Origin of the sequence: Rhizobium sp. 1399 (genome assembly GCF_031455475.1) — a bacterium.
Classification (GTDB): domain Bacteria; phylum Pseudomonadota; class Alphaproteobacteria; order Rhizobiales; family Rhizobiaceae; genus Rhizobium.
Genome location: NZ_JAVDSU010000010.1, coordinates 1 through 21549, shown reverse-complemented (window position 1 = coordinate 21549; position 21549 = coordinate 1). Strand labels below are relative to the sequence as shown.

Annotated in this window: 20 protein-coding genes; 12 read left to right on the top strand and 8 right to left on the bottom strand. The window is 60.0% G+C overall.

Going from position 1 to position 21549, the window contains the following annotated elements:
* Window positions 1–55 precede the first annotated feature (55 nt).
* From J2X71_RS26370 to J2X71_RS26360, 3 genes are all read left to right on the top strand, one after another.
* The gene (locus tag J2X71_RS26370; protein WP_310386741.1) at window positions 56–373 is read left to right on the top strand and encodes a hypothetical protein; all 318 of its coding nucleotides are present in this window, start codon (window positions 56–58) and stop codon (window positions 371–373) included.
* Window positions 374–445: 72 nt separating this feature from the next.
* Window positions 446–1573 carry a DNA alkylation repair protein gene (locus tag J2X71_RS26365; protein ID WP_310387127.1) on the top strand — a complete coding sequence of 376 codons (1128 nt, stop codon included), beginning with the start codon at window positions 446–448 and terminating at the stop codon, window positions 1571–1573.
* Window positions 1574–1779: 206 nt separating this feature from the next.
* Complete coding sequence (locus J2X71_RS26360) at window positions 1780–3510, top strand: DEAD/DEAH box helicase (RefSeq protein ID WP_113325158.1); 1731 nt, start codon at window positions 1780–1782, stop codon at window positions 3508–3510.
* Window positions 3511–3520: 10 nt separating this feature from the next.
* On the opposite strand, the gene J2X71_RS26355 is transcribed toward J2X71_RS26360, so the two are convergent.
* Complete coding sequence (locus J2X71_RS26355; protein ID WP_310386737.1) at window positions 3521–3832, bottom strand: hypothetical protein; 312 nt, start codon at window positions 3830–3832, stop codon at window positions 3521–3523.
* On the opposite strand from J2X71_RS26355, the gene J2X71_RS26350 reads away from it, so the two are divergent.
* The 6 genes from J2X71_RS26350 (at window position 3810) to J2X71_RS26325 (ending at window position 9719) form a co-directional block, all read left to right on the top strand.
* Window positions 3810–5219, top strand: coding sequence for a circularly permuted type 2 ATP-grasp protein (locus J2X71_RS26350; RefSeq protein ID WP_310386735.1), 1410 nt, complete (start codon window positions 3810–3812; stop codon window positions 5217–5219). The genes J2X71_RS26355 and J2X71_RS26350 overlap by 23 nt on opposite strands.
* Complete coding sequence (locus J2X71_RS26345) at window positions 5219–6160, top strand: alpha-E domain-containing protein (protein ID WP_113185317.1); 942 nt, start codon at window positions 5219–5221, stop codon at window positions 6158–6160. Before J2X71_RS26350 ends, J2X71_RS26345 begins: the two co-directional genes overlap by 1 nt.
* 12 nt (window positions 6161–6172) lie before the next feature.
* On the top strand, window positions 6173–6997 hold the full coding sequence (locus tag J2X71_RS26340; RefSeq protein WP_310386733.1) for a transglutaminase family protein: 825 nt from the start codon (window positions 6173–6175) through the stop codon (window positions 6995–6997).
* A gap of 191 nt (window positions 6998–7188) precedes the next feature.
* Complete coding sequence (locus J2X71_RS26335) at window positions 7189–8247, top strand: HD domain-containing phosphohydrolase (RefSeq protein WP_310386731.1); 1059 nt, start codon at window positions 7189–7191, stop codon at window positions 8245–8247.
* A gap of 97 nt (window positions 8248–8344) precedes the next feature.
* Window positions 8345–8986, top strand: a complete 642-nt coding sequence (locus tag J2X71_RS26330) for a DUF2268 domain-containing putative Zn-dependent protease (RefSeq protein ID WP_310386729.1) — start codon at window positions 8345–8347, stop codon at window positions 8984–8986.
* Between the two features lie 139 nt (window positions 8987–9125).
* Window positions 9126–9719 carry a nucleotidyltransferase family protein gene (locus tag J2X71_RS26325; protein WP_310386728.1) on the top strand — a complete coding sequence of 198 codons (594 nt, stop codon included), beginning with the start codon at window positions 9126–9128 and terminating at the stop codon, window positions 9717–9719.
* 200 nt (window positions 9720–9919) lie between these two features.
* Here J2X71_RS26325 and araD read toward each other — a convergent pair whose 3' ends face one another.
* The 6 genes from araD to chvE form a co-directional block, all read right to left on the bottom strand.
* Complete coding sequence (araD, locus tag J2X71_RS26320; RefSeq protein ID WP_113325151.1) at window positions 9920–11659, bottom strand: L-arabinonate dehydratase; 1740 nt, start codon at window positions 11657–11659, stop codon at window positions 9920–9922.
* A 62-nt stretch (window positions 11660–11721) separates the two neighbouring features.
* Window positions 11722–13155, bottom strand: a complete 1434-nt coding sequence (locus J2X71_RS26315) for an aldehyde dehydrogenase family protein (RefSeq protein WP_007824693.1) — start codon at window positions 13153–13155, stop codon at window positions 11722–11724.
* A 61-nt stretch (window positions 13156–13216) separates the two neighbouring features.
* Window positions 13217–14212 (bottom strand): AraD1 family protein, encoded by a 996-nt coding sequence (araD1, locus tag J2X71_RS26310; protein WP_310386724.1) that lies wholly within the window; start codon window positions 14210–14212, stop codon window positions 13217–13219.
* Window positions 14213–14319: 107 nt separating this feature from the next.
* Entirely contained in the window at window positions 14320–15531 is a 1212-nt protein-coding gene (mmsB, locus tag J2X71_RS26305) for a multiple monosaccharide ABC transporter permease (RefSeq protein ID WP_113325148.1), read from the bottom strand.
* Window positions 15528–17066: a multiple monosaccharide ABC transporter ATP-binding protein gene (gene mmsA, locus J2X71_RS26300; RefSeq protein ID WP_310386720.1), complete on the bottom strand. Its 1539-nt coding sequence runs from the start codon at window positions 17064–17066 to the stop codon at window positions 15528–15530. The genes mmsB and mmsA overlap by 4 nt, the downstream gene beginning before the upstream one ends.
* 92 nt (window positions 17067–17158) lie before the next feature.
* The gene (chvE, locus tag J2X71_RS26295; protein WP_310386719.1) at window positions 17159–18223 is read right to left on the bottom strand and encodes a multiple monosaccharide ABC transporter substrate-binding protein; all 1065 of its coding nucleotides are present in this window, start codon (window positions 18221–18223) and stop codon (window positions 17159–17161) included.
* Between the two features lie 270 nt (window positions 18224–18493).
* Here chvE and J2X71_RS26290 point away from each other — a divergent pair, with 270 nt between their 5' ends.
* A complete protein-coding gene (locus J2X71_RS26290; protein WP_310386717.1) occupies window positions 18494–19504 on the top strand; it encodes a LysR family transcriptional regulator in 1011 nt (336 codons plus the stop codon).
* Window positions 19505–19539: 35 nt separating this feature from the next.
* Here the strand turns inward: J2X71_RS26290 and J2X71_RS26285 are convergent, their stop codons facing one another.
* On the bottom strand, window positions 19540–20118 hold the full coding sequence (locus J2X71_RS26285; RefSeq protein WP_310386716.1) for a putative glycolipid-binding domain-containing protein: 579 nt from the start codon (window positions 20116–20118) through the stop codon (window positions 19540–19542).
* Window positions 20119–20330: 212 nt separating this feature from the next.
* On the opposite strand from J2X71_RS26285, the gene J2X71_RS26280 reads away from it, so the two are divergent.
* Together J2X71_RS26280 and J2X71_RS26275 are read left to right on the top strand one after the other, a co-directional pair.
* Entirely contained in the window at window positions 20331–20786 is a 456-nt protein-coding gene (locus J2X71_RS26280; protein WP_310386713.1) for a hypothetical protein, read from the top strand.
* A 316-nt stretch (window positions 20787–21102) separates the two neighbouring features.
* On the top strand, window positions 21103–21549 hold a 447-nt coding region (locus J2X71_RS26275; RefSeq protein WP_310386711.1), incomplete at its 3' end, for a Hint domain-containing protein.

Here is a 21549-nt window from a genome sequence, read left to right as displayed (position 1 = left end):
GGAGCCGATTCTGGCAATGGCTTCAATGACGAGCCTACCACGAAAGGAATTCGACATGTCCGTTCTTCATAAGACAATGGCGGCGGGCCTGATTGCACTGACATTTGCCGGCGCTTCGCTGGCAACGGCCGGGACCGCAAACGCCCATTCCGGCAATGCCTTCTGGGGCGGCCTTGCCGGTGGTGTCGTCGGCGGCGTTGTGGGTGGGGCGATCGCCTCGCGGCCCGCTTACCCTGGACCCTATGCGTATTATCCACAACCTTATGCCTACTATCCGGCCTATCCCGCCTATTACGGTCCGCGCTACTGCCATCCCGAATGGCGTTACGATCGCTGGGGCCAGCCCTATCGCATTGAAGTCTGCAGGCGCTGAGGGCTTTCCCGGCGCTGCTTGACCTCCCACCAGCATCGGGCCATGCATCGCATGACCCGAGGGAGGAATATGATGCCGGAACCACTCAAGAACCTTCTCCACCCGGCGCTCGTACGCGCGATGGCTGAGATCATCGCCGCCAACGCGCCCTTCTTCGACCGCGACCGCTTCACCGCACTTGCAACTGATGGCATCGAATCGCTGGAGCTCATGGAGCGCGCAGCACTGATCCGCGACGCGCTCTTTGCGACCCTGCCCGAAAACTTCCCCGAGGCGGCAACCATTCTCGCTGCAAGCCTGCCGGCGGCCGGCAAGACTGGGTTGACAGGCTGGATGCTGCTGCCCGTCAACCAGTTCATCGCCGCGCGCGGCATCAGAGATTTCGATATCGCTCTTGATCTTCTGAAAGCGCTGACGCCGCATTTCACGGCGGAGTTCGGCATCCGCCAGTTCATCCATCAGGATCAACAACGAGCGCTGGCGACGATCGCTCGCTGGGTCGATGACGCCAACCACCATGTCCGCCGGCTGTCGAGCGAAGGCACCCGCCCGCGCCTGCCGTGGGCGATGCGACTGCCGCAGCTGATTAAGGACCCTTCTCCCATCCTGCCGATTCTGACTGCGCTGATGGACGATCCTGAAGACTATGTGCGCCGTTCAGTGGCAAACAGCCTGAACGATATCGCCAAGGATCATCCGGATCTCGTCGCGGCCTTTATCGCCGAACATATCGAAGGCGCGTCTGCCGAGCGCCGCTGGCTGCTGAAACATGCTTCCCGCACCCTTCTGAAAAAGGGCCATGCCCGGGCGCTCGCCAACTTTGGCTTCGGCGCGGCCGCATCGCTGGAGTGCAACTTGCTGCTCGCGAACCCGGCGGTGCTTTTCGGCGAAGGGCTGGATTTCGAAATCCGCCTGCGTAATGCCGGCGATATCGCGCAATCCCTGATGATCGACTACGCCATCCACCACGTGAAGGCCGACGGCTCGCTCTCCCCCAAGGTCTTCAAATGGAAGACCGTCACGCTGGAAGCGGGCGAAGACCATATCGTGCAGCGCCGCCACGCCATGCGGCCGATCACGACGCGGCGCTACTATCCCGGCGAACATCGCATCGTCATTCTCGTCAACGGCACCGAGACGGCCTCGGGAAATTTCGTCCTTTCCATGCCCTCAGAGGTCATTGTCGGCCGATCCCCTTGACTTTCAGTGGGAAATAGACCACATGGCGCTCAGCTTTCACCTTCCGGCCGCCGCGTGAGCGTGCCACTGCGATAGACGCTGAAGAAGGATAGAGCGCATTCTGATAATGCCGCACCCAAGAGCGGCAAGACGCGCTGGAAGCTTTTTCCAACTTACAAGTTCCCATTTCACGCGGGGTTCTTGACGCCAGATTAACACCGGACCGCATTCGGCGATCCGGCGTTTTTGTTTGGCGCGCCCTAAAAGGTTATGACTTGACCAATTTTGAATCGCTCGGTGTCTCCAAGCCGGTCGTCGCCACTCTGTTCCAGCTCGGCATCGAAACGCCGACGCCCATCCAGGAACAGGCTATCCCGCTCCTCATTCAGGGCCGTGACCTGATCGGCCTTGCCCAGACCGGCACCGGCAAGACGGCCGCCTTCGGCCTGCCGCTCATCGAGCGCCTGCTCAAGGAAGAAAAGCGTCCCGACAACCGCTCGGTCCGCACGCTGATCCTGGCTCCGACACGCGAACTGGTGAACCAGATCGCCGACAGTCTCAGAAAATTCATCCGCAAGTCGCCGCTGCGCATCAACGTCGTCGTCGGCGGTGTCTCCATCAACAAGCAGCAGCTTCAACTCGAGCGCGGCTCCGATATCCTCGTCGCCACTCCCGGCCGCCTGCTCGATCTCTGCAACCGCAATGCCATTACACTGACGGCTGTGCGCTACCTCGTGCTCGATGAAGCCGACCAGATGCTCGATCTCGGCTTCGTGCATGACCTGCGCAAGATCGCCAAGATGGTGCCGAAGCGCCGCCAGACCATGCTCTTCTCGGCAACCATGCCGAAGGCGATTGCCGATCTCGCCGGCGACTACCTGACCGATCCGGTTACGGTCCAAGTGACGCCTCCGGGCAAGGCTGCCGACAAGGTCGAGCAGTATGTGCACTTCGTTCCCGGCAAGAACGACAAGACGGTTCTCTTGAAGAAGTCGCTGACCGAAAACCCTGATGGCCGCGCCATCGTCTTCCTGCGCACCAAGCACGGCGCTGAAAAGCTCGCCAAGCATCTGGAGCAGGTCGGCTATTCCGTCGCCTCCATCCATGGCAACAAGAGCCAGGGCCAGCGCGAACGTGCGCTGAAGGGCTTCCGCGACGGCGCCATCAAGACGCTGATCGCAACCGACGTCGCCGCTCGCGGCATCGATATCCCTGCCGTCAGCCACGTCTTCAACTACGACCTGCCGGAAGTGGCGGAAGCCTACGTCCACCGCATCGGCCGCACGGCCCGTGCCGGCCGCGACGGCATTGCGATTGCCTTCTGCGCACCCGACGAAGCCCGCCTGCTGCGCGACATCGAAAAGCTGATGGGTATCGACATTGCCGTTGCCAGCGGCGAACCGCCGGCTGACATGCGTGCCGCGCCCCGTAGCAACAATCGCGGCCGCGGCCAGAACCAGCAGCGCGGCCCAGGTGGTCGTGGTGAAGGTGGCCGTGGTGAAGGTGGCGAGCGTCGCGAAGGTGGCCGTCGTGAAGGCGGACGCAGCGAAACCCGCAATGGCAGCGGCCGGCCCGCCGGCCATGGTGACCGCCGTCCGCGTAACGATGGCGACGTCACAGAAGTGCGCGCCGGCGAAGAGCGCCGCGCCCGCCCTCAGCACAACAACCGCAATCAGGATTTCCGTGGCCAGCGCCGCAATGAGCAGGCGCCGGATCACGGCCCGGACAATGATCTGGTTTCGACCTCGGATTTCCGCCCTGCCCGCAATCAGCAGCAGCGCCCGGCTCAGCCGGCTGAGGCAACCGGTCATCATCGCGGTAACAAGCAGCACGTCCATGGCCGCCCGCCGCGCAATCACGGCGACCAGCAGCCGCAGGGCGAACAGCGCCGCGAAGGCAATGGCGGCCTGCGCCGCAAGGGCCGCAATGGCGGCGGCCCGCGTCGCGAACGCGCTTAAGCTAGTGATATCAGTGAGGGCCGGAGCGATCCGGCCCTTTTCTTTTGGCCGTCCTTCGGTCACCGGCACGGGCAGAGTTTGATCCGTCGCCCGGGCAGGAAATAATCACCTGCTCATCTTTTGTGCGCGACGCCAGGATTGACAGGAATCCGCCTCGCGCCAGATCTTGATAAATGCCCAGTTTTTCACCGGTTTTTCGCACTGCAGAAGATTTTATGAACCTTCCATGCGAACTGTGCATGGTTCTTGCATTGCCTTTTGCGTTGTATTCAAATGAAGAAAAAAGGGGAGCCACACCTTTGGCATTTGATGAAATGATCACCGGAGACGAAAGTCCCCGTACGCCATATGAAAAATACTTTGAGTGGTACAACAGCCAAGACCGGGCACATCTGATTTCAAAGTCCCGCGACGCTGAAAACATCTTCCGCAAAACCGGCATCACCTTCGCGGTTTACGGCCACGCCGACAGTTCCGAAAAGCTTATCCCCTTCGACATCATCCCGCGCATCATCTCTGCCCGCGAATGGCGAAAGCTCGCTCAGGGTATCGAGCAGCGGGTGATCGCGCTCAACGCTTTCCTCGATGATATCTACCACAAGCAGGAAATCATCCGCGCAGGCCGCATCCCGCGCGAGTTGATCGAAAAGAACGTTGCATTCCTGCCCGAGATGATCGGCTTCCGGCCGCCCGGCGGCGTCTACACTCATATCGTCGGCACGGATATCGTGCGCACCGGCGAAGACCAGTTCTATGTGCTGGAGGATAATGCCCGCACGCCCTCAGGCGTCAGCTACATGCTGGAAAACCGGGAAACCATGATGCAGATGTTCCCGGAGCTCTTCCATGAGAACAAGGTGCAGCGCGTCGAGGACTATCCCTATCTCCTGCGCCAGAGCCTGGCTTCGCTGGCACCTCCCGGCTGCAAGGGCAAGCCGCGCGTCGCCGTTCTGACGCCCGGTATCTATAATTCCGCCTATTACGAACATTCCTTCCTTGCCGACACGATGGGTGTCGAGCTCGTCGAAGGCTCGGATCTGCGCGTCATCGACGGCAAGGTGAAGATGCGCACGACGCGCGGCTATGAGGCGATCGACGTGCTCTATCGCCGGGTCGACGACGACTTCCTCGATCCCCTCACCTTCCGCCCGGAATCGGCCCTCGGCATTCCCGGCATCATGGATGTCTACCGCTCCGGCAATATCACCATCGCCAATGCACCCGGCACCGGTATTTCCGACGACAAGGCGATCTATTCCTACATGCCCGAGATCGTCGAGTTCTATACGGGCCGCAAGCCGATCCTCGAGAACGTGCCGACCTGGCGCTGTTCGGAAGCATCAAGCCTGAAATATGTGCTGGAGCACCTGGAAGAACTGGTCGTCAAGGAAGTGCACGGCTCCGGCGGCTACGGCATGCTCGTCGGCCCGACCGCTTCCAAGAAGGAACGCGCCGATTTCGCCGAGAAGCTGAAGGCAAAACCCAGCAACTACATTGCCCAGCCGACACTTTCGCTGTCCACCGTTCCGATCCTCGTCAACAAGGGTATCGCACCCCGCCATGTCGACCTGCGCCCTTACGTGCTGGTCTCCGACAAGGTGCAGATCATTCCGGGCGGGCTCACCCGCGTGGCGCTGAAGCAAGGCTCGCTGGTGGTCAATTCCAGCCAGGGCGGCGGCACCAAAGACACCTGGGTATTGGAGGACTGATGCTCGGAAGAACTGCAAACGGGCTCTACTGGATGTTCCGGTATATCGAGCGCGCCGAGAATATTGCACGTCTCGTGGATGCCGGCCTGCGCATGTCGCTGACGCGCAGCGACGCCGGTGATGACAATTGGGACGGCGTGCTGCAAAGCGCCGGCGTGCGCGAACTCTATGACGAGACCCATTCGAAGCTGACCGGTCCTGATGTCATCGACTACATGTTGCGCGACCGCCAGAACGCGTCGAGCGTCATGTCCTGCATTGATTTCGGCCGCAACAACGCCCGCATGGTGCGCACCGCGCTGACGCGGGAGACCTGGGAAGCGACCAACGAATGCTGGATCGATCTCAAGGAACTGCTGTCGAAAAAACTGAAGGCAGCAGAACTGCCCGAGGTCATCGATGTCATCAAGCATCGCGCCGGCCTCATCCGCGGCGCCTTCCATGGTTCGATGCTGCGCAACGAGCTCTATAATTTCGCCCGCATCGGCACCTTCATCGAACGTGCGGACAATACGAGCCGCATCCTCGACGTGAAATATTACGTGCTGCTGCCCTCGATCTCGCAGGTAGGCTCTTCGGTCGACAACGTTCAGTGGGAGTCGATCCTGCGTTCGGTCTCCGCCCACCGTTCCTATAGCTGGGCCTATGACGGCGAATACCGCGCCATGAACATTGCCGACTTCCTGATCCTGAACGGTCAGATGCCGCGTTCGCTCGCCTATAGCTACGAGAAGATCGTCAGCAACCTCGGTTACATCGCCAAGGATTACGGCGAGCGGCTGGCCGCACATGATACGGCGGATGCCATTCGCGCCACGCTGCAGACATTGAAGATAAAGGATGTCATGGATCAGGGCCTGCATGAGTTTCTCGAGGATTTCGTCGCTCAAAACAACAAGCTCGGCAGCGAAATCTCCGATGGCTACCGGTTCTATGCTTAAGCGGGTCAGATCATGAAACTGAAGATCAGCCACCTCACCGAATACCGCTACGACGAACCGGCGCAGTTTTCCCTGCAGCGGCTGCGCCTGACACCACCGACCGCGATCGGCCAGACCGTGCTCAACTGGTCCCTCCATGTCGAAGGCGCCAAGCCGGAAGTCGAATATGACGACCAGTTCGGCAACCATGTGAACCTCGTCTCGCTGGAAGGCGAACAGCAGGTGACGCGCATTGTCGCCGAAGGCGAGATCGAGACCGAAGACCGCAACGGCGTGACCGGCCCCCATACCGGCTTCTCCCCGCTCTGGCTCTTCCTGCGCGATACGCCGCTCACCAAGGCAGGCAAACTGGTAAAGGAACTGACCAAGGGCGTGAGCGGTGAGAACGATCTTGCCCGCATGCATGCGTTGATGGCGGCGATCCACGAGGCAGTGGAATACAAGCCCGGCACCAGCAGCACCGAAACCACTGCCGAACAGGCGCTGGAGAGGAAGACCGGCGTCTGCCAGGACCATGCCCATATCTTCGTCACCGCGGCGCGCGCCCTGGATATTCCGGCGCGCTACGTCTCCGGCTATCTGATGATGGAAGAAAAGGTCGATCAGGCTGCCACCCATGCCTGGGGCGAGGCGCATATTCCAGGCCTCGGCTGGGTCGGCTTCGATCCTGCCAACGAGATCTGCCCGGATGACCGCTATGTCCGCATGGCCTCCGGCCTCTGCTATCGCGATGCGGCTCCCGTGTCGGGCATGCGCATCGGCACTCCAGGTGAAAAACTGTCGGTCACCGTAAAGGTCGAGGACAGCGACCAGATGCAGAGCCAAAGCCAGAGCTGACAAAAGCAGCCAATTTGCGGCGGCTTCTCTGCGTGCCGAAACACGCAATAATTGCTGTTGCAACCAATTCTCTACTTCGAGCTAACCCGATCTTAAACCGGCTGGCGGAAGCTGTGCGCTCATAAGGCCCGCATTTGTGGGCACCGGCGCACAGCGCGCCGGCCTGTTTTGAGATTTCAGTAGGTCGTTTTATGTCTCTTCTTATTATCGATGACAGCAAATCCAGCCTGCTTGCCCTTGAAACCGCCGTCCGCCGCTTCGCCAGCTGCGAGATCGAAAGCTTCACCAATCCGCTGGAAGCCCTCGAGCGCGCGAGAACAGTCGAATTCGATCTCGTGCTGGTCGATTACATGATGCCCGAGCTCAACGGTATCACCGTGATTCACCGCCTGCGCAGCCAGCGCGGCTATGAAACCGTACCCATCGTGATGGTAACCTCCCAAACGGAACGCTCGGTGCGCCTGGAAGCGCTGGAGGCCGGCGCCACCGACTTCCTGGCAAAACCCTTCGATCCGCTGGAGCTCGAGGCCCGCATCCTCAATCTTCTCGCCCTGCGCAGCGCCCAGCTCGCCCTCGTCGACCGTGCCCGCTCGCTCGATCAGGCTTTCCGCCGTGCCACCGAACGAGCCGATATCCGCGAGCAGGAGATCGTCTGGTGTCTAGCGCAGGCCATGGCCTCGCGTGACGGCAATACCGGCGATCACATCGAACGTGTCGCCAACATCGCCGAACTGATTGCCGAAGGCCTCGGCATGGACCGCATCCAGCGCCGCAACATCTATCTCGCCGCGCCCCTGCACGATATCGGCAAGATCGGCATTCCCGACGCCATCCTGCAGAAGCCCGGCAAGCTGGAGCCGCACGAGATCGAAAAGATGCGCGAGCATGTGCCGATCGGCGTTTCGATCCTGCGCAACAGTTCCGCCGAGCTTTCGCGCGTCGCCACCGCCATCATCGGCGGCCACCACGAAAAATGGGACGGCACCGGCTACCCGCAGGGCCTTGCCGGCGAACAGATACCGATCGAGGCCCGCATCGTCGCCGTTGCCGATGTCTTCGATGCGCTCTGCTCCGAGCGGCCCTACAAGCAGGCATGGCCGATCGACAAGGCCTACCGGGAAATCATCGCCTGCAGCGGCACGCATTTCGATCCGGCTTGCGTCGCCGCCTTCCACCGCAAATGGCCGGCGATCCGTATGCTCTTCGAACAGCTTGAGGTGGAAGAAGACCGCCTGCGCTCCAGCGGTTGACAGCCGATCGGCTTCCATGACGCCTTCTTCCACAGACCGGCGATCCGGTGCCGGCGGCCATTTGCCGAAATCCCCTGCATGAGCTTATGGTACAGTCATGTCTCGCATGAACCTTCATTTTCTTGACGCACGCGGTGCACTTTCCGAGCTGCGTGATTGGCTGAATGAGCGGCTGTCCGATGCATTCGATAAAGGGAGCGCTCTACTGCGAGCAGCACCTGTCGATGTCGTGGTGAAAGCTGGAACCCACGTGTTGTCCGAGAAGGGGCATCTTGGATATGCACCAGAACCGGGCTTGATCTATCTGACGGTCGATCCTGCCAATCCAGCTCTTGCTGCAAATGCCGATGCGTCGTTGGAGCGGATGTTTGTGCATGAACTGCATCACGCTGCCCGATGGAATGGACCCGGATACGGAAATTCATTGGGGGAAGCATTGGTTTCTGAAGGCCTGGCGGGACATTTTGCGCAGGAAATTTACGGTGGTCCCCCTGAACCCTGGGAAAAACTATCCAGCGATGAAATCCGCAGATATGTGACCCGTGCCGCGCAGGAGTGGGGCAATCGCAGCTATGACCACGAGGCGTGGTTCTTCGGGACGTCCGATCTGCCGGGGCAGCTCGGATATTCAATGGGTTTCCAGCTCGTCGCCGACCACTTGATGCGGACGGGCCAAAGACCATCTGCCCTGGTTTACGAAGCAGCGTCCGAATTCAGATTTTCTCTGGATCAAATCTAGAGTTCGCTCCATGACGAGGCGCCTGAATTTGCGAAGGCAGCGGGCTTTAAAGGTTTCGCACCAATGCCCAGCAATCAACCCGCACAGTTGGGGTTCGGGATAACCGATTTGGGGAAGCTATTGGACAATAGGAGAGGCTATGTCGCTTAGCGAGCAGCAATTTATCGAGTCGGTCCGCCGGAACCCGATAAACGCCGAATTGCTAAGCCGGCTGGGCCTCCTCCGGATTCCTCAAGGCATTCTGACCGCCGGCTGCCTCGTGCAGACGGTTTGGAATCTAAAGTCGGGTTATGATCCTCAGCACGGGATAAAGGACTATGACGTCTTCTACTTCGACGACTCCGACCTGTCATGGGACGCCGAAGATGCCGTCATTCGCCGGGTGCAGCAGGCCGTCGCCGATCTACCTGTAAAGGTGGAGATCAAGAACCAAGCCCGGGTCCATCTCTGGTACAAGGACAAGTTTGGAGCGGACTATCCGACGTTGCAAAAGGCGGAGGATGGCATCGACCGTTACCTCACCCTTTGCACAAGGATCGGTATTCGCCTTAGCGACGGCAGTCTTTATGCGCCCGATGGCTTGGATGACATATGGAACGGCATCCTGCGCCTGAACCCTCTCAATCCTCAGCGTGGCTTATTTCTGGATAAGTGCAATCAGTACCTGCAGCGATGGCCTTGGCTGACGATTGTCGATGACAAAATCGGCGATTGCGCTGCGCGGTCAAAATGACGGTTGGCATTTCGCGCATTCAGCCTCCAGCGGAGTTCCTGACTTTCAAGACAAAGCCGCCAGCACCGAACTTTCTCGTAAATTTCTGTCGCAAAACCACCCGCAAGAGCCGGCGTTTCGCGACAGATATTTGCGAACATTTCAGCTAAAAGGCGGGGTTCTCACCCCGCCTCCCATCGATCCACGATCGGATACGTCCGTTAGTGGCTGTCCCTGCCGACAGCACTTCCGCGACATCCCTTGAGGAAGTCGAGGTCGGCGCCGGTATCGGCACCTTCGACATGCTGCTGATGCAGGAAGGCGTAGCCGGACTTCGGCAGATCATGGTTCGGCTGCCACTCGGCGAGACGCTTTGCCAGTTCCTCTTCGGAAATGTCGAGATGCAGGCGGCGGTTCGGCACATCGAGCTCGATCATGTCGCCGTTCCTGACGACGGCAAGCGGGCCGCCGACAGCGGCTTCCGGCGAGGTATGCAGGACGACGGTGCCGTAGGCGGTGCCGGACATGCGGGCGTCGGAAATGCGCACCATGTCGGTAATGCCCTTCTTGAGCACCTTCGGCGGCAGCCCCATATTGCCGACTTCGGCCATGCCCGGATAGCCCTTCGGACCACAGTTCTTCATGACCATGATGCAGGTCTCGTCGATGTCGAGATTGTCATCATTGATCTTGGCCTTGTAGTCGTCGATATCCTCGAAGACGACTGCCCTGCCCTTGTGCACCATCAGGTGCGGCGAGGCGGCCGAAGGCTTCAGCACCGCACCCTTCGGCGCGAGGTTGCCGCGCACCACGACGATACCGCCGGAAGAGGTCAGCGCCTTTTCAGCCGGCAGGATGACGTCTTCGTTCCAGTTGACGACGTCCTTGACTTCGTCCCAGACAGTCTCGCCCGAAACCGTCACCGCATCCTTGTGCAGCAGGCCGGCTTCGCCGAGGCGCTTCAGCACGACAGGCAGGCCGCCGGCATAGAAGAACTCTTCCATCAGGTACTTGCCCGACGGCATCAGGTTGACGATGGTCGGAACGTCGCGACCGCAGCGGTCCCAGTCGTCGAGCGTCAGGTCGACGCCGACGCGGCCGGCCATGGCCAGCAGGTGGATGACGGCGTTGGTCGATCCGCCGATGGCCGCATTGGTGCGGATGGCGTTTTCGAAGGCCTGCTTGGTCATGATGTCGGAAGGCTTCAGGTCGTCCTTGACCATCTGCACGATGCGGCGGCCGGTCAGCTGCGCCATGACCTTGCGGCGGGAATCGACACCCGGGATCGCGGCGTTGCCGGAGAGTGCCATGCCGAGCGCTTCCGCCATGGATGCCATGGTGGAGGCCGTGCCCATCGTGTTGCAGGTGCCCGACGAACGGCTCATCGACGCTTCGGCCTCAAGGAATTCGGCCTGCGTCATCTCGCCGGCCTTCACCATTTCGGAGAACTTCCACAGATGCGTGCCAGAGCCGACGCGTTCGCCGCGGAAATAGCCGTTCAGCATCGGACCGCCGGTGACGACGATCGATGGCAGGTCGACGGAGGCAGCACCCATCAGCAGCGACGGCGTGGTCTTGTCGCAGCCGACGAGCAGCACGCAGCCATCCATCGGCTGGCCGCGGATCGCTTCTTCGACGGCGAGTGCGGCAAGGTTGCGATACATCATCGCGGTCGGGCGGAAAGTATTTTCGGATGCCGAGAAGACCGGCACCTCGAGCGGGAAGCCGCCGGCTTCCCAGACACCAGCCTTCACCTTTTCGGCAAGCTCGCGCAGGTGACCGTTGCACGGCGTCATATCCGACCAGGTGTTGAGGATGCCGATGACCGGGCGGCCGTCGAACAGGTCGTGCGGATATCCCTGGTTCTTAAGCCAGCCGCGGTGGTAGATCACGTCGCGGCTCGTGCCGCCGTACCATTCCTGCGACCTCAGCTTGCGCGGCCATTCTGCTTTCTTCTTCATAATTTCTGTCCTTCAGGATATCCCCTGATCGCCTCGTACGATCAGGGTTATCGCACTTCGTCTCAAGCCAGCGTGTAGGCGGTCTTGACGGTTGTGTAGAATTCGGCGGCGTACTTGCCCTGCTCGCGCGGGCCGTAGGACGAGCCCTTGCGGCCGCCGAAGGGAACGTGGAAATCGACGCCGGCAGTCGGCAGGTTCACCATCACCATGCCGGCCTCGGAATTGCGCTTGAAATGCGTCGCATGCTTGAGGCTGGTCGTGGCAATACCGGCAGACAGGCCGAACGGCGTGTCGTTGGCAGTTGCCAGCGCCTCTTCGTAATCCTTCACGCGGATCACGGAAACGACGGGTCCGAAGATCTCTTCGCGCGAGATGCGCATCTGGTTGGTCGCTTCGGTAAAGAGCGTCGGCTGCAGGTAGAAGCCGGGTGTTTCGCGCGAGATGAGCTCGCCACCGAAGGCAAGCTTGGCGCCCTCTTCCTTGCCGATCTTGATATAATCGGTATCGGTCTGAAGCTGGCGGGCATCGACGACAGGGCCGATGTGGGTGCCGGGCTTCATGGCATTGTCGACGACGACGGTCTTCAGCTTTTCGGTGAGTGCTGCAACGAACTTGTCGTGGATGCCCTCGGTGACGATCAGCCGCGACGACGCCGTGCAGCGCTGGCCGGTGGAGAAGAAGCCGGAATTGGCAGCGGCCTCGACGGCCACGGTCAGGTCGGCGTCGTCGAGCACGACCATCGGGTTCTTGCCGCCCATTTCCAGCTGGAACTTGCGGTTATGCTCGATGGAGGAGGTGGCGACGCGCCTGCCCGTGCCTGTCGAACCGGTAAAGGTGATGCCGGCAATGTCGGGGCTGTCGAGCATGGCCTGCCCCACGACCGAGCCCTTGCCCATGACGAGGTTCAGGACGCCCTTCGGCAGGCCTGCGCGGTGCAGGATATCCGCAATCGCCCAGGAACAGCCAGGAACCAGATCGGCCGGCTTGAAGACGACGGTGTTGCCGTAGCAGAGCGCCGGAGCGATCTTCCAGGCCGGAATGGCGATCGGGAAGTTCCAGGGCGTGATGATGCCGATGACACCGAGCGGTTCGCGAGTGATCTCGACGCCAATGTTGGGACGCACCGAGGGAACGACTTCGCCGGCAAGGCGCAGTGCTTCGCCTGCGAAGAATTCGAAGATCTGCGATGCGCGGATCGTTTCGCCGATCGCTTCGGGAAGCGTCTTGCCTTCCTCGCGGGCGAGCAGAGCACCAAGCTCGTCCTTGCGCGCCATGATCTCGTCGCCGGCCTTCTTCAGGATGACGTGGCGCTCCCAGATGCCGGAGCGCGACCAGGCTGGAAAGGCAGCCTTGGCAGCGGCGATCGCAGCCTTGGCATCCTCGGCGCTCGCCTGAGCGTAGAGGCCGACGACCTCGTTCGTGTCGGACGGATTGATATTCTCGGCGGCATTGGTGCCGGTCCATTCGCCGGCGATGAGATTCTGATGGACGGTCATGGGCCTTGGAGCCTCCTCTAGACAAATGACCGGCCGCTTGCATGGCGGCCGGTCTTGGAAATCAGAGCTGCTTGACGGCGATCTCTTCTTCGGCAGCAACCTTCAGCGGGTTGCGCAGCGGCAAGCCGAATTCGGCCACCTCGATTTCAAAGACATCGCCCTCTTCCGCCTTGATGCCATCGGCAAAGGAAAGCGTCGCCGTACCGAACATATGTACATGCACATCACCCGGCACGCGGAAGAGGCCATATTTGAAATGGTGATATTCCAGATTGGCGAAAGTGTGCGACATGTTCGCTTCGCCCGACAGGAACGGCTTCTCGAAGATCACCTGGTTGCCGCGCTTGATGCGCGAGGTGCCACGGATATCCTCTGGAGCCACACCGATGCGGATTTCCGGACCGAAGCTTGCCGGACGCAGCTTGGAATGGGCGAGGAAGAGATAGTTGATCCGCTCGGTGACGTGGTCGGAAAACTCGTTCGACAGGGCAAAGCCGATACGGAACGGCGTGCCGTCCTTGGCGATGACATAGATGCCGGCCATTTCAGGCTCTTCGCCGCCGTCGAGCGCGAAGGACGGCGAAACAAGCGGGGCGCCCGGAGCAGCAGCGCCATAGCCATTGCCCTTGTAGAACCATTCGGGCTGCACGCCCTTCTGGCCGGCAGCCGGCTTGCCGCCTTCAAGACCCATCTTGAACATCTTCATGGAGTCGGTCAGCGTTTCCTCTGCCGCCTCGGAGGTCTTCTTGTGCATGGAATCGCGCGTCGCGGCGGAGCCGAGATGCGTCAGGCCCGTGCCGGTCAGGTGCAGATGCGCGGCATCCGGATGGGTGATCGGCGGCAGGAAGCGTCCCTCGGCATAGGCCTTTTCAAGATCGACGGGTTCGCCATATCCGCGAGCCTCGATAACGGAAACGAGCGACTTGCCACTATCTGCGGCTTCCATCGCCAGAGCGTAGACGCTCACAGCACCCTTGACGGCCTTGGCGGCGGCACCCGGTTCGCGCACGGCGACGATGATCTCTCCGTTTGCGCCCTTGATCTGCGAAATAAGCACGGTCTTCATCCTTTTCGTTTGGCGATGACAAAGCTTCGCCGCTCCGGCTCCATCCGGAGCCGGAATTCAATTTTCATATGACTGCGATGCGGGGGCTGAGCCTAAACTCAGCCCTTGTTCTTATTATAGACGTCGAAGAAGACGGCAGCGAGAAGCACTGCACCCTTGACCATCTGCTGGGAGTCAGTGCCAAGGCCGTGGATCGACATGCCGTTGTTCATGATACCCATGATCAGAGCGCCGATGACAGCGCCGGTCACCTTGCCCACGCCGCCCTGTGCCGATGCGCCGCCGATGAAGCAGGCCGCGATCACGTCGAGCTCGAGGCCGAAGCCGCCCTTCGCCGTTGCCGAGTTGAGACGCAGCGCAACGATCAGACCAGCCAGACCGGCAAGCAGACCCATATTTGCGAAAGTGAGGAAGGTCAGCCGCTCGGTGTTGATACCGGAGAGCTTCGTTGCCTTCTCGTTACCGCCCATCGCGTAGATACGGCGGCCGATCGTCGTGCGACGCGTGATGAAAGCGTAAGCCGTGATCAGCACCAGCATGATGACGAGCACGTTCGGGAAGCCCTTGTAGATCGACAGCTGATAGCCGAGCGCCAGGATGGCGAGAGCGACGATGCCGTTCTGCGCAATGAAGAAGCCCAGAGGCTCGACGTCGTTGCCGTGCTTTTCGTTCGACTTGCGCGCGCGCCATGCCAGATAGACGAGGGTCACGGCGCCGATGACGGTCAGGATGATCGAGGTCGAGTTGATGCCGCCCATATCGAAAAGGTTGGGCAGGAAGCCGATGCTGATCAGCTGAAAGGCCGGAGGGAACGGACCGATGCTGGTGCCCGTTCCGGCTCCCGTCATCACGGTCAGTGTCAGGCCGCGGAAGACCAGCATGCCGGCGAGCGTAACGATGAAGGACGGGATCTTGTGATAGGCGACGAAATAACCCTGAACGCCGCCGACCAGCGCACCCACGGCCAGACAAATAACCGTCGCGAGCACATAGTTCATATGCCACTGCACCGTCATGACGGCGGCGATGGCGCCGATGAAACCGACGACGGAGCCGACCGAAAGATCGATATGGCCGGCAACGATCACCAGCAGCATGCCCAGCGCCATGACGACGATGAACGAGTTCTGCAGGATGATGTTCGTCAGGTTGAGCGGCCTGAAGAGAACGCCGCCGGTCGAGATCTGGAAGAACACCATGATCGCGATGAGCGCGATGAACATGCCGTATTCACGGATGTTGCCTCGAACAAATTCGCCGATGGAGACGACACGCCCTTGCTCGGTGATGGGTTGATTGATCGGCGTCATTGTTTCTTCTCTCCTGAGCGCATGATGGCGCGCATGATGGTTTCCTGGCTCGCTTCTCCCTTCGGCAGTTCCGCAACGATACGTCCTTCGTTCATGACGTAGATGCGGTCGCACGTACCAAGAAGCTCAGGCATTTCCGATGAAATCATCAGAACGCCTTTACCGTCAGCCGCGAGCTGGTTGATGATAGTATAGATTTCATATTTGGCGCCAACATCAATGCCGCGCGTCGGTTCGTCCAGGATCAACACTTCGGGATCCGAGAACAACCATTTCGACAGAACGACCTTTTGCTGGTTGCCGCCCGACAGGTTGACCGCTTCCTGGAAGATGCTGGAGGAACGAATGCGCAGCTTCGACCGATAGTCGGAGGCGACGCGCGATTCCCTGACACTGTCGATAACGGTGGCATTCGACACCGCTTCCAGATTGGCAAGCGTCGTGTTGTGAACGATTGTTTCGCCCAGCACGAGGCCAAGGTGTTTGCGGTCTTCGGTCACATAGGCGAGACCGGCGTCGATCGCCTTGCGCACCGTCGTCGTATCGACCTTCTTGCCGTCGACGAAGACGTCGCCGGTGATCTTGTGCCCATAGGACTTGCCGAAAACGCTCATGGCAAATTCAGTGCGGCCGGCGCCCATCAGGCCCGCGATGCCGACGACCTCGCCCTTGCGGACATTCACGTTGATGTCGTGCAGGACCTGGCGGTCGCGATGCTGCTGGTGGAAGGCATTCCAGTTCTTGACTTCGAAGATCGTCTCGCCGATCGGTACGGAGCGCGGCGGATAACGGTCCGCGAGGTCTCGGCCCACCATGTTCTTGATGATGATGTCTTCGCTGATCTCGTCCTTGTGACAGTCGAGCGTCTTGACGGTCATGCCGTCGCGCAGGACCGTGATCTGGTCGGCGACCTTGCGGATCTCGTTCAGCTTGTGGGAGATGATGATCGAGGTAATGCCCTGCTTGCGGAATTCCATCAGCAGGGTGAGCAGCGCATCGGAATCGCTTTCGTTCAGCGATGCGGTAGGCTCGTCGAGAATGAGCAGCTTAACGCTCTTCGACAGTGCCTTGGCGATCTCGACGAGCTGCTGCTTGCCGACGCCGATGTCGGTGACGAGCGTGTTCGGAGATTCCGCCAGGCCCACCTTGGCGAGCAATTGCTTCGTGCGATTGAATGTATCGCCCCAGCTGATGACGCCGTTCTTGGCGTTTTCATTACCGAGGAAGATGTTTTCGCCGATTGAAAGCTGGGGTACCAGCGCCAGTTCCTGGTGGATGATGACGATACCGATTTCTTCGGAATCCTTCAGGACCCTGAAGTTGCGCACATCGCCTTCATAGACGATGTCGCCATCATAGCTTCCTGCCGGATAGACGCCGGAGAGCACCTTCATCAGGGTCGACTTGCCGGCCCCGTTTTCGCCCACCAATGCGTGGATCTCACCCTGACGAACCTTGAGGTTCACATTCTCGAGCGCCTTGACGCCCGGGAACGTCTTGGTGATGTTCCGCATTTCGAGGATTGTATTTTCCATGACTAAAAACCCAACGCCGCGATCAGAAATGACCCGGCGATCATAGAATCGAAGACCGGAACCCGCAATCGTGCGGGTTCCGGCCATTCATGTTACTTCAGCTGGTCTTCCTTGTAGTAACCGCCATCAACGAGAACTGCCTTGTAGTTCTCCTTGGTCACGGCGACCGGCTTCAGCAGGTAGGACGGAACGACCTTGACACCGTTGTCGTAGGTCTTCGTGTCGTTGACTTCAGGCTCCTTGCCGGACATGACGGCATCAACCATCGAAACGGTGACCTTCGCCAGATCGCGGGTATCCTTGAAGATCGACGAATACTGTTCGCCAGCGATGATCGACTTGATCGACGGGATTTCCGAGTCCTGGCCGGTGACGACAGGCAGCGGCTGCCCAGCCGAACCGTAGCCGACGCCCTTCAGCGACGAGAGGATACCGATCGACAGACCGTCGTACGGAGACAGGACAGCGTCAACCTTGGCGTCGGTGTAGTTAGCCGAGAGCAGGTTGTCCATGCGGGCCTGGGCCGTTGCCGGATCCCAACGCAGCGTGCCGACCTTGTCCATGCCGGTCTGGCCGGACTTCACGACGAGCTTGCCGGAGTCGATGTAGGGCTGCAGGACAGACATTGCGCCGTCATAGAAGAAGAAGGCGTTGTTGTCGTCCGGCGAACCGCCGAAGAGTTCGATGTTGAACGGGCCCTTGCCGTCCTTGAGGCCGAGCTTGTCGACGATCGTACCAGCCTGCAGAACGCCAACCTGGAAGTTGTCGAACGTGGCGTAGTAGTCGACGTTGGCAGAGTCGCGGATCAGGCGGTCATAAGCGATGACCTTGATGCCGGCGTCATGAGCCTTCTGGAGAACGTCGGAAAGGGTCGTGCCGTCGATCGAAGCGACGACGAGAACCTTGGCGCCCTTCGTGACCATGTTTTCGATCTGCGAAAGCTGGTTCGGAATATCGTCGTCAGCATACTGCAGGTCGGTCTGGTAGCCGGCAGCCTGGAGCTGCTTGACGATGTTGTTACCGTCGTCGATCCAGCGAGCCGAAGCCTTCGTCGGCATTGCGATGCCAACCAGACCCTTGTCCTGTGCCATAGCCGGCATAACGAACGATGCGACGCCGAAAGCAGCCGCAGCCATCAATGAGATAATGGATTTCATTTCTCTCTCCCTTGTTAAAGATTAGCGGACGAAAAATCGCCCGCCCCGAAACTGTGGCAGGTTCCGTATTGGATAGTTACTTCAGATGGTGAGAAACGAAGTAGGTCTCCTCCACGATCTCACACGTGTTGAGTGCCAACCAGCACACGGCGGCAAACTGGTATGGATTCCTATAACTGTCAAATAGAATAACTGGTAATGTGCATAACAAATTTGGTATATCGTTAAAAAGTATTACTTTTGATGGAGCGCAGTGGGGAGGATGCAACCATGACGATTATCTCCGAGCCATTTTCTTTGGAACATGTCGACATTAACAGCGACAATTTTGGCGATGACGGCCTTCTACGTGCAGGACTTAAGCTGAATCACCTGCGTATGATTGTCGCAATCGAAGATAGCGGGCAGATTTCGGCTGCCGCAGAGGTGCTGAACATATCGCAGCCGGCGGCCTCCCGAATGCTGTCCGAAATGGAGTCGATTGTGAAGACTCCGCTCTATGAGCGGGTTGCCCGCGGCGTGGTGCTGACCACCTTCGGCGAAGCTCTCGCCAGGCGTGCGCGCAAGATCCTTCTGGAGCTGCGTGAGGCAAGCCGCGAGATCGGCGAATTGAAGAGCGGCAAGGGCGGCTCGGTCTTCATCGGTGCGGTCACTGCGCCCGCCATGAGCCTCGTCGTTCCCGCCATCAACACGGTGCGCAAGACCTTTCCAGGCATCGAGGTCAATATCCAGGTCGAGACCAGCAATGTGCTGGCGCGCGAACTTCTCGCCGCCCGCCACGACTTCATCATCAGCCGCATCCCCGATGACCTCAACCCGCGCCTTTTCGAGGTCCGCGAGATCGGCGTCGAGAAAGCCTGCCTGATCGTGCGCAGCCGCCATCCCCTCTTAAAGAAGAAGAGCCCAAGCAGCCTGTCGGAGATCAAGGATTACGATTGGGTGTTCCAGCCGCCGGGCACGCTGCTACGCCGCACGATAGAGGATATCTTCCTGTCGCGCGCCGTTCGGCTTCCGGAAAACATCGTCAACACCTCTTCGCTGCTGCTGACTTGCGCGATCATCTGCGAGACGGATGCCATTGCCCCCGTCGCCGTCGATGTCGCCCAGTTTCTCGCCTCGCAGAGCTCGAACGCCTCCGACGTGCGCATCCTACCGATCGACTTCGAGATCAACGTCAAGCCTTACAGCCTGATCACCGTCCGCGAGCGCGCCCTGCCGCCGAGCGCCCGGCTGCTCTACGATCTCATTCTGGAAGAGAGCATCCGGCAGGCCGAGAACTAGGGCCTTCAAGATACCCGGACTGAACGACGCACATGCTACGACAATCTTCTGAAAACGCCTGGGTAGTCCAGCACGATGCCGTCGCCGTCGACCTCGAGTTCGGCGGAAAATCCGGTTGATATGCCCTCATAGAGAAAGCGGTGCTCGGCAAGTTTGGTATAGCGCTGTTTGACGGGTTCGACGATCAGGTCCGGCAAGGAAACATAGGCAGCGTTGATGTCCTCGGAGACACCTATTCTTTGTTCAAGCCGCCGAATTGGCAGGGTGTTGGTGAAGGGTGTTGCTGCAATATCGACATCGATGCACCCGGCCAAATCGGAAATCTCCGAGCCATTCCCGTTGACCCAACGACCGCGGCCGTCAGACAGAATGTGCAGTCTTGGACCCTTGGCGATCTGAACCCCGACTTCGCGCACCCGCCAATGCGGGTCGATCACCAACCGGTAGGTCAGATCATATTTGCCGGCTTCGAACTGTCCGGTCACCACACCTTCCGCAAGCACACCCTCATCATTGTGGAGGATGGAAAGACGCTCAAGTCCGTCTCCGTTCCAATCGGTCCATTCTACTGTCCGCTTCCACGCTATCATGCGCGCCCCCATTTCCTTGTCCACAATGCTGCCCCTGTCGCGGCGACCGGCTCTGGACACAATACATAACGGACAGTTCGCCAGGCATGGGATTCCACCAGGCTGGCACCACGCCAAGATTTACTCTGGCCACCAGAATGCTTCAATCTGACCGGGACAGGCTCAGGATCGTGTATCGAAATCCAGCCCGGCGCCAACTTGGCGCCGTCTAATGCGCCGCTCGCAAAGGAAGGCGCATGCTGTTCGGACAATCGATATTCCAATCCGTTCTCGAACGGTTGAAAGAGGAAGAGGCCGGAGAAGCGGAAGAGCCGGCCGCCCATCGCGTTCCCGGCTTTCCGACAGGCCTCGCCTTCGATGTGATGGAGGGTGTTTCGGCTGCCTCGCAGCGGGTCGGGCAAGCCTATTTCGACAATCTCGGCCCCGAGCCCGCGATTGCGGAGTCTCCCCCGCTGGCGCCCGAACCGATCATGCCCGATCACCTCGCCCGCATCGCGCCGGAAGAGATTGCCGCGGATCTGTCGATTTCATCTGCCGATACGCAACAGACGCTGAACGAGAAACGGCGCGCTTTCGCCAAGGCCAATCATCCTGATGGTGTCGCAGAGCCTTTCCGCGCCAATGCCAACAGACGCATGATGATCGCCAACCTGCTGATCGACGAGGCGATGCGCCGCCTGCCGCACAGCTGAAGCTTCCCTGTCCGCCGTCGAACGATCTGACGCGTTCCAGGCTTTGGACGGCTGGCGTTTCCGGCTCGCTTTGCGGCTTGTCTACACTGCTTTTTTCTGACAACTCAACCGGTACTGATAGCAGCCCGATTGAATATTTCGCGTTTTAGTAGCAGATAATTCCTCAGCTTTTTGGTACAGGCGACAGCATATTTCGGCAGGCCAACATACCGTGCCTACTCCCTTTTCGGTAGGCCTCAACGCTATTTAGCGAAATTGAATGCGATACAACCTTTTGTAACATAGGCCGGTGTTAATGTTATCGAAGGACACCAGCATGTCATCCACGCAAGATCCTAAGCTGCCACGCAATACCGCGCGCAGACATTTTCTAGGTGTTGCCGCTGCGGCCGGTGCCCGGCTTGCCGGCGTTGCGGCATTGGCGACGGCAATTTCCACCTCTCCCGCGAATGCGTTGGGGCGCCGGTGGGGGCGGGGCGGCTCCGGTGGACATGGAGGCTCTGGCGGACACGGCGGCGCCGGTGGGCACGGAGGCTCTGGCGGAAGCGGTGGCGGCGGCAGCGGCCCGCAGTGTTTCCTGCGTGGGACGGCGATCCTCACGGATTGCGGTGAAAAGCCCGTCGAGGACCTGCGCGTCGGCGATCGCGTTGCCCTTCCGGACGGGAGCACCCGTCCCATCAAATGGGTCGGCCGCCAGGTCTTCAGGAAGAGCGGCGCGCGCTGGCATGAAAGCGTCATGCCGATCCGGATTTCCCGACATGCG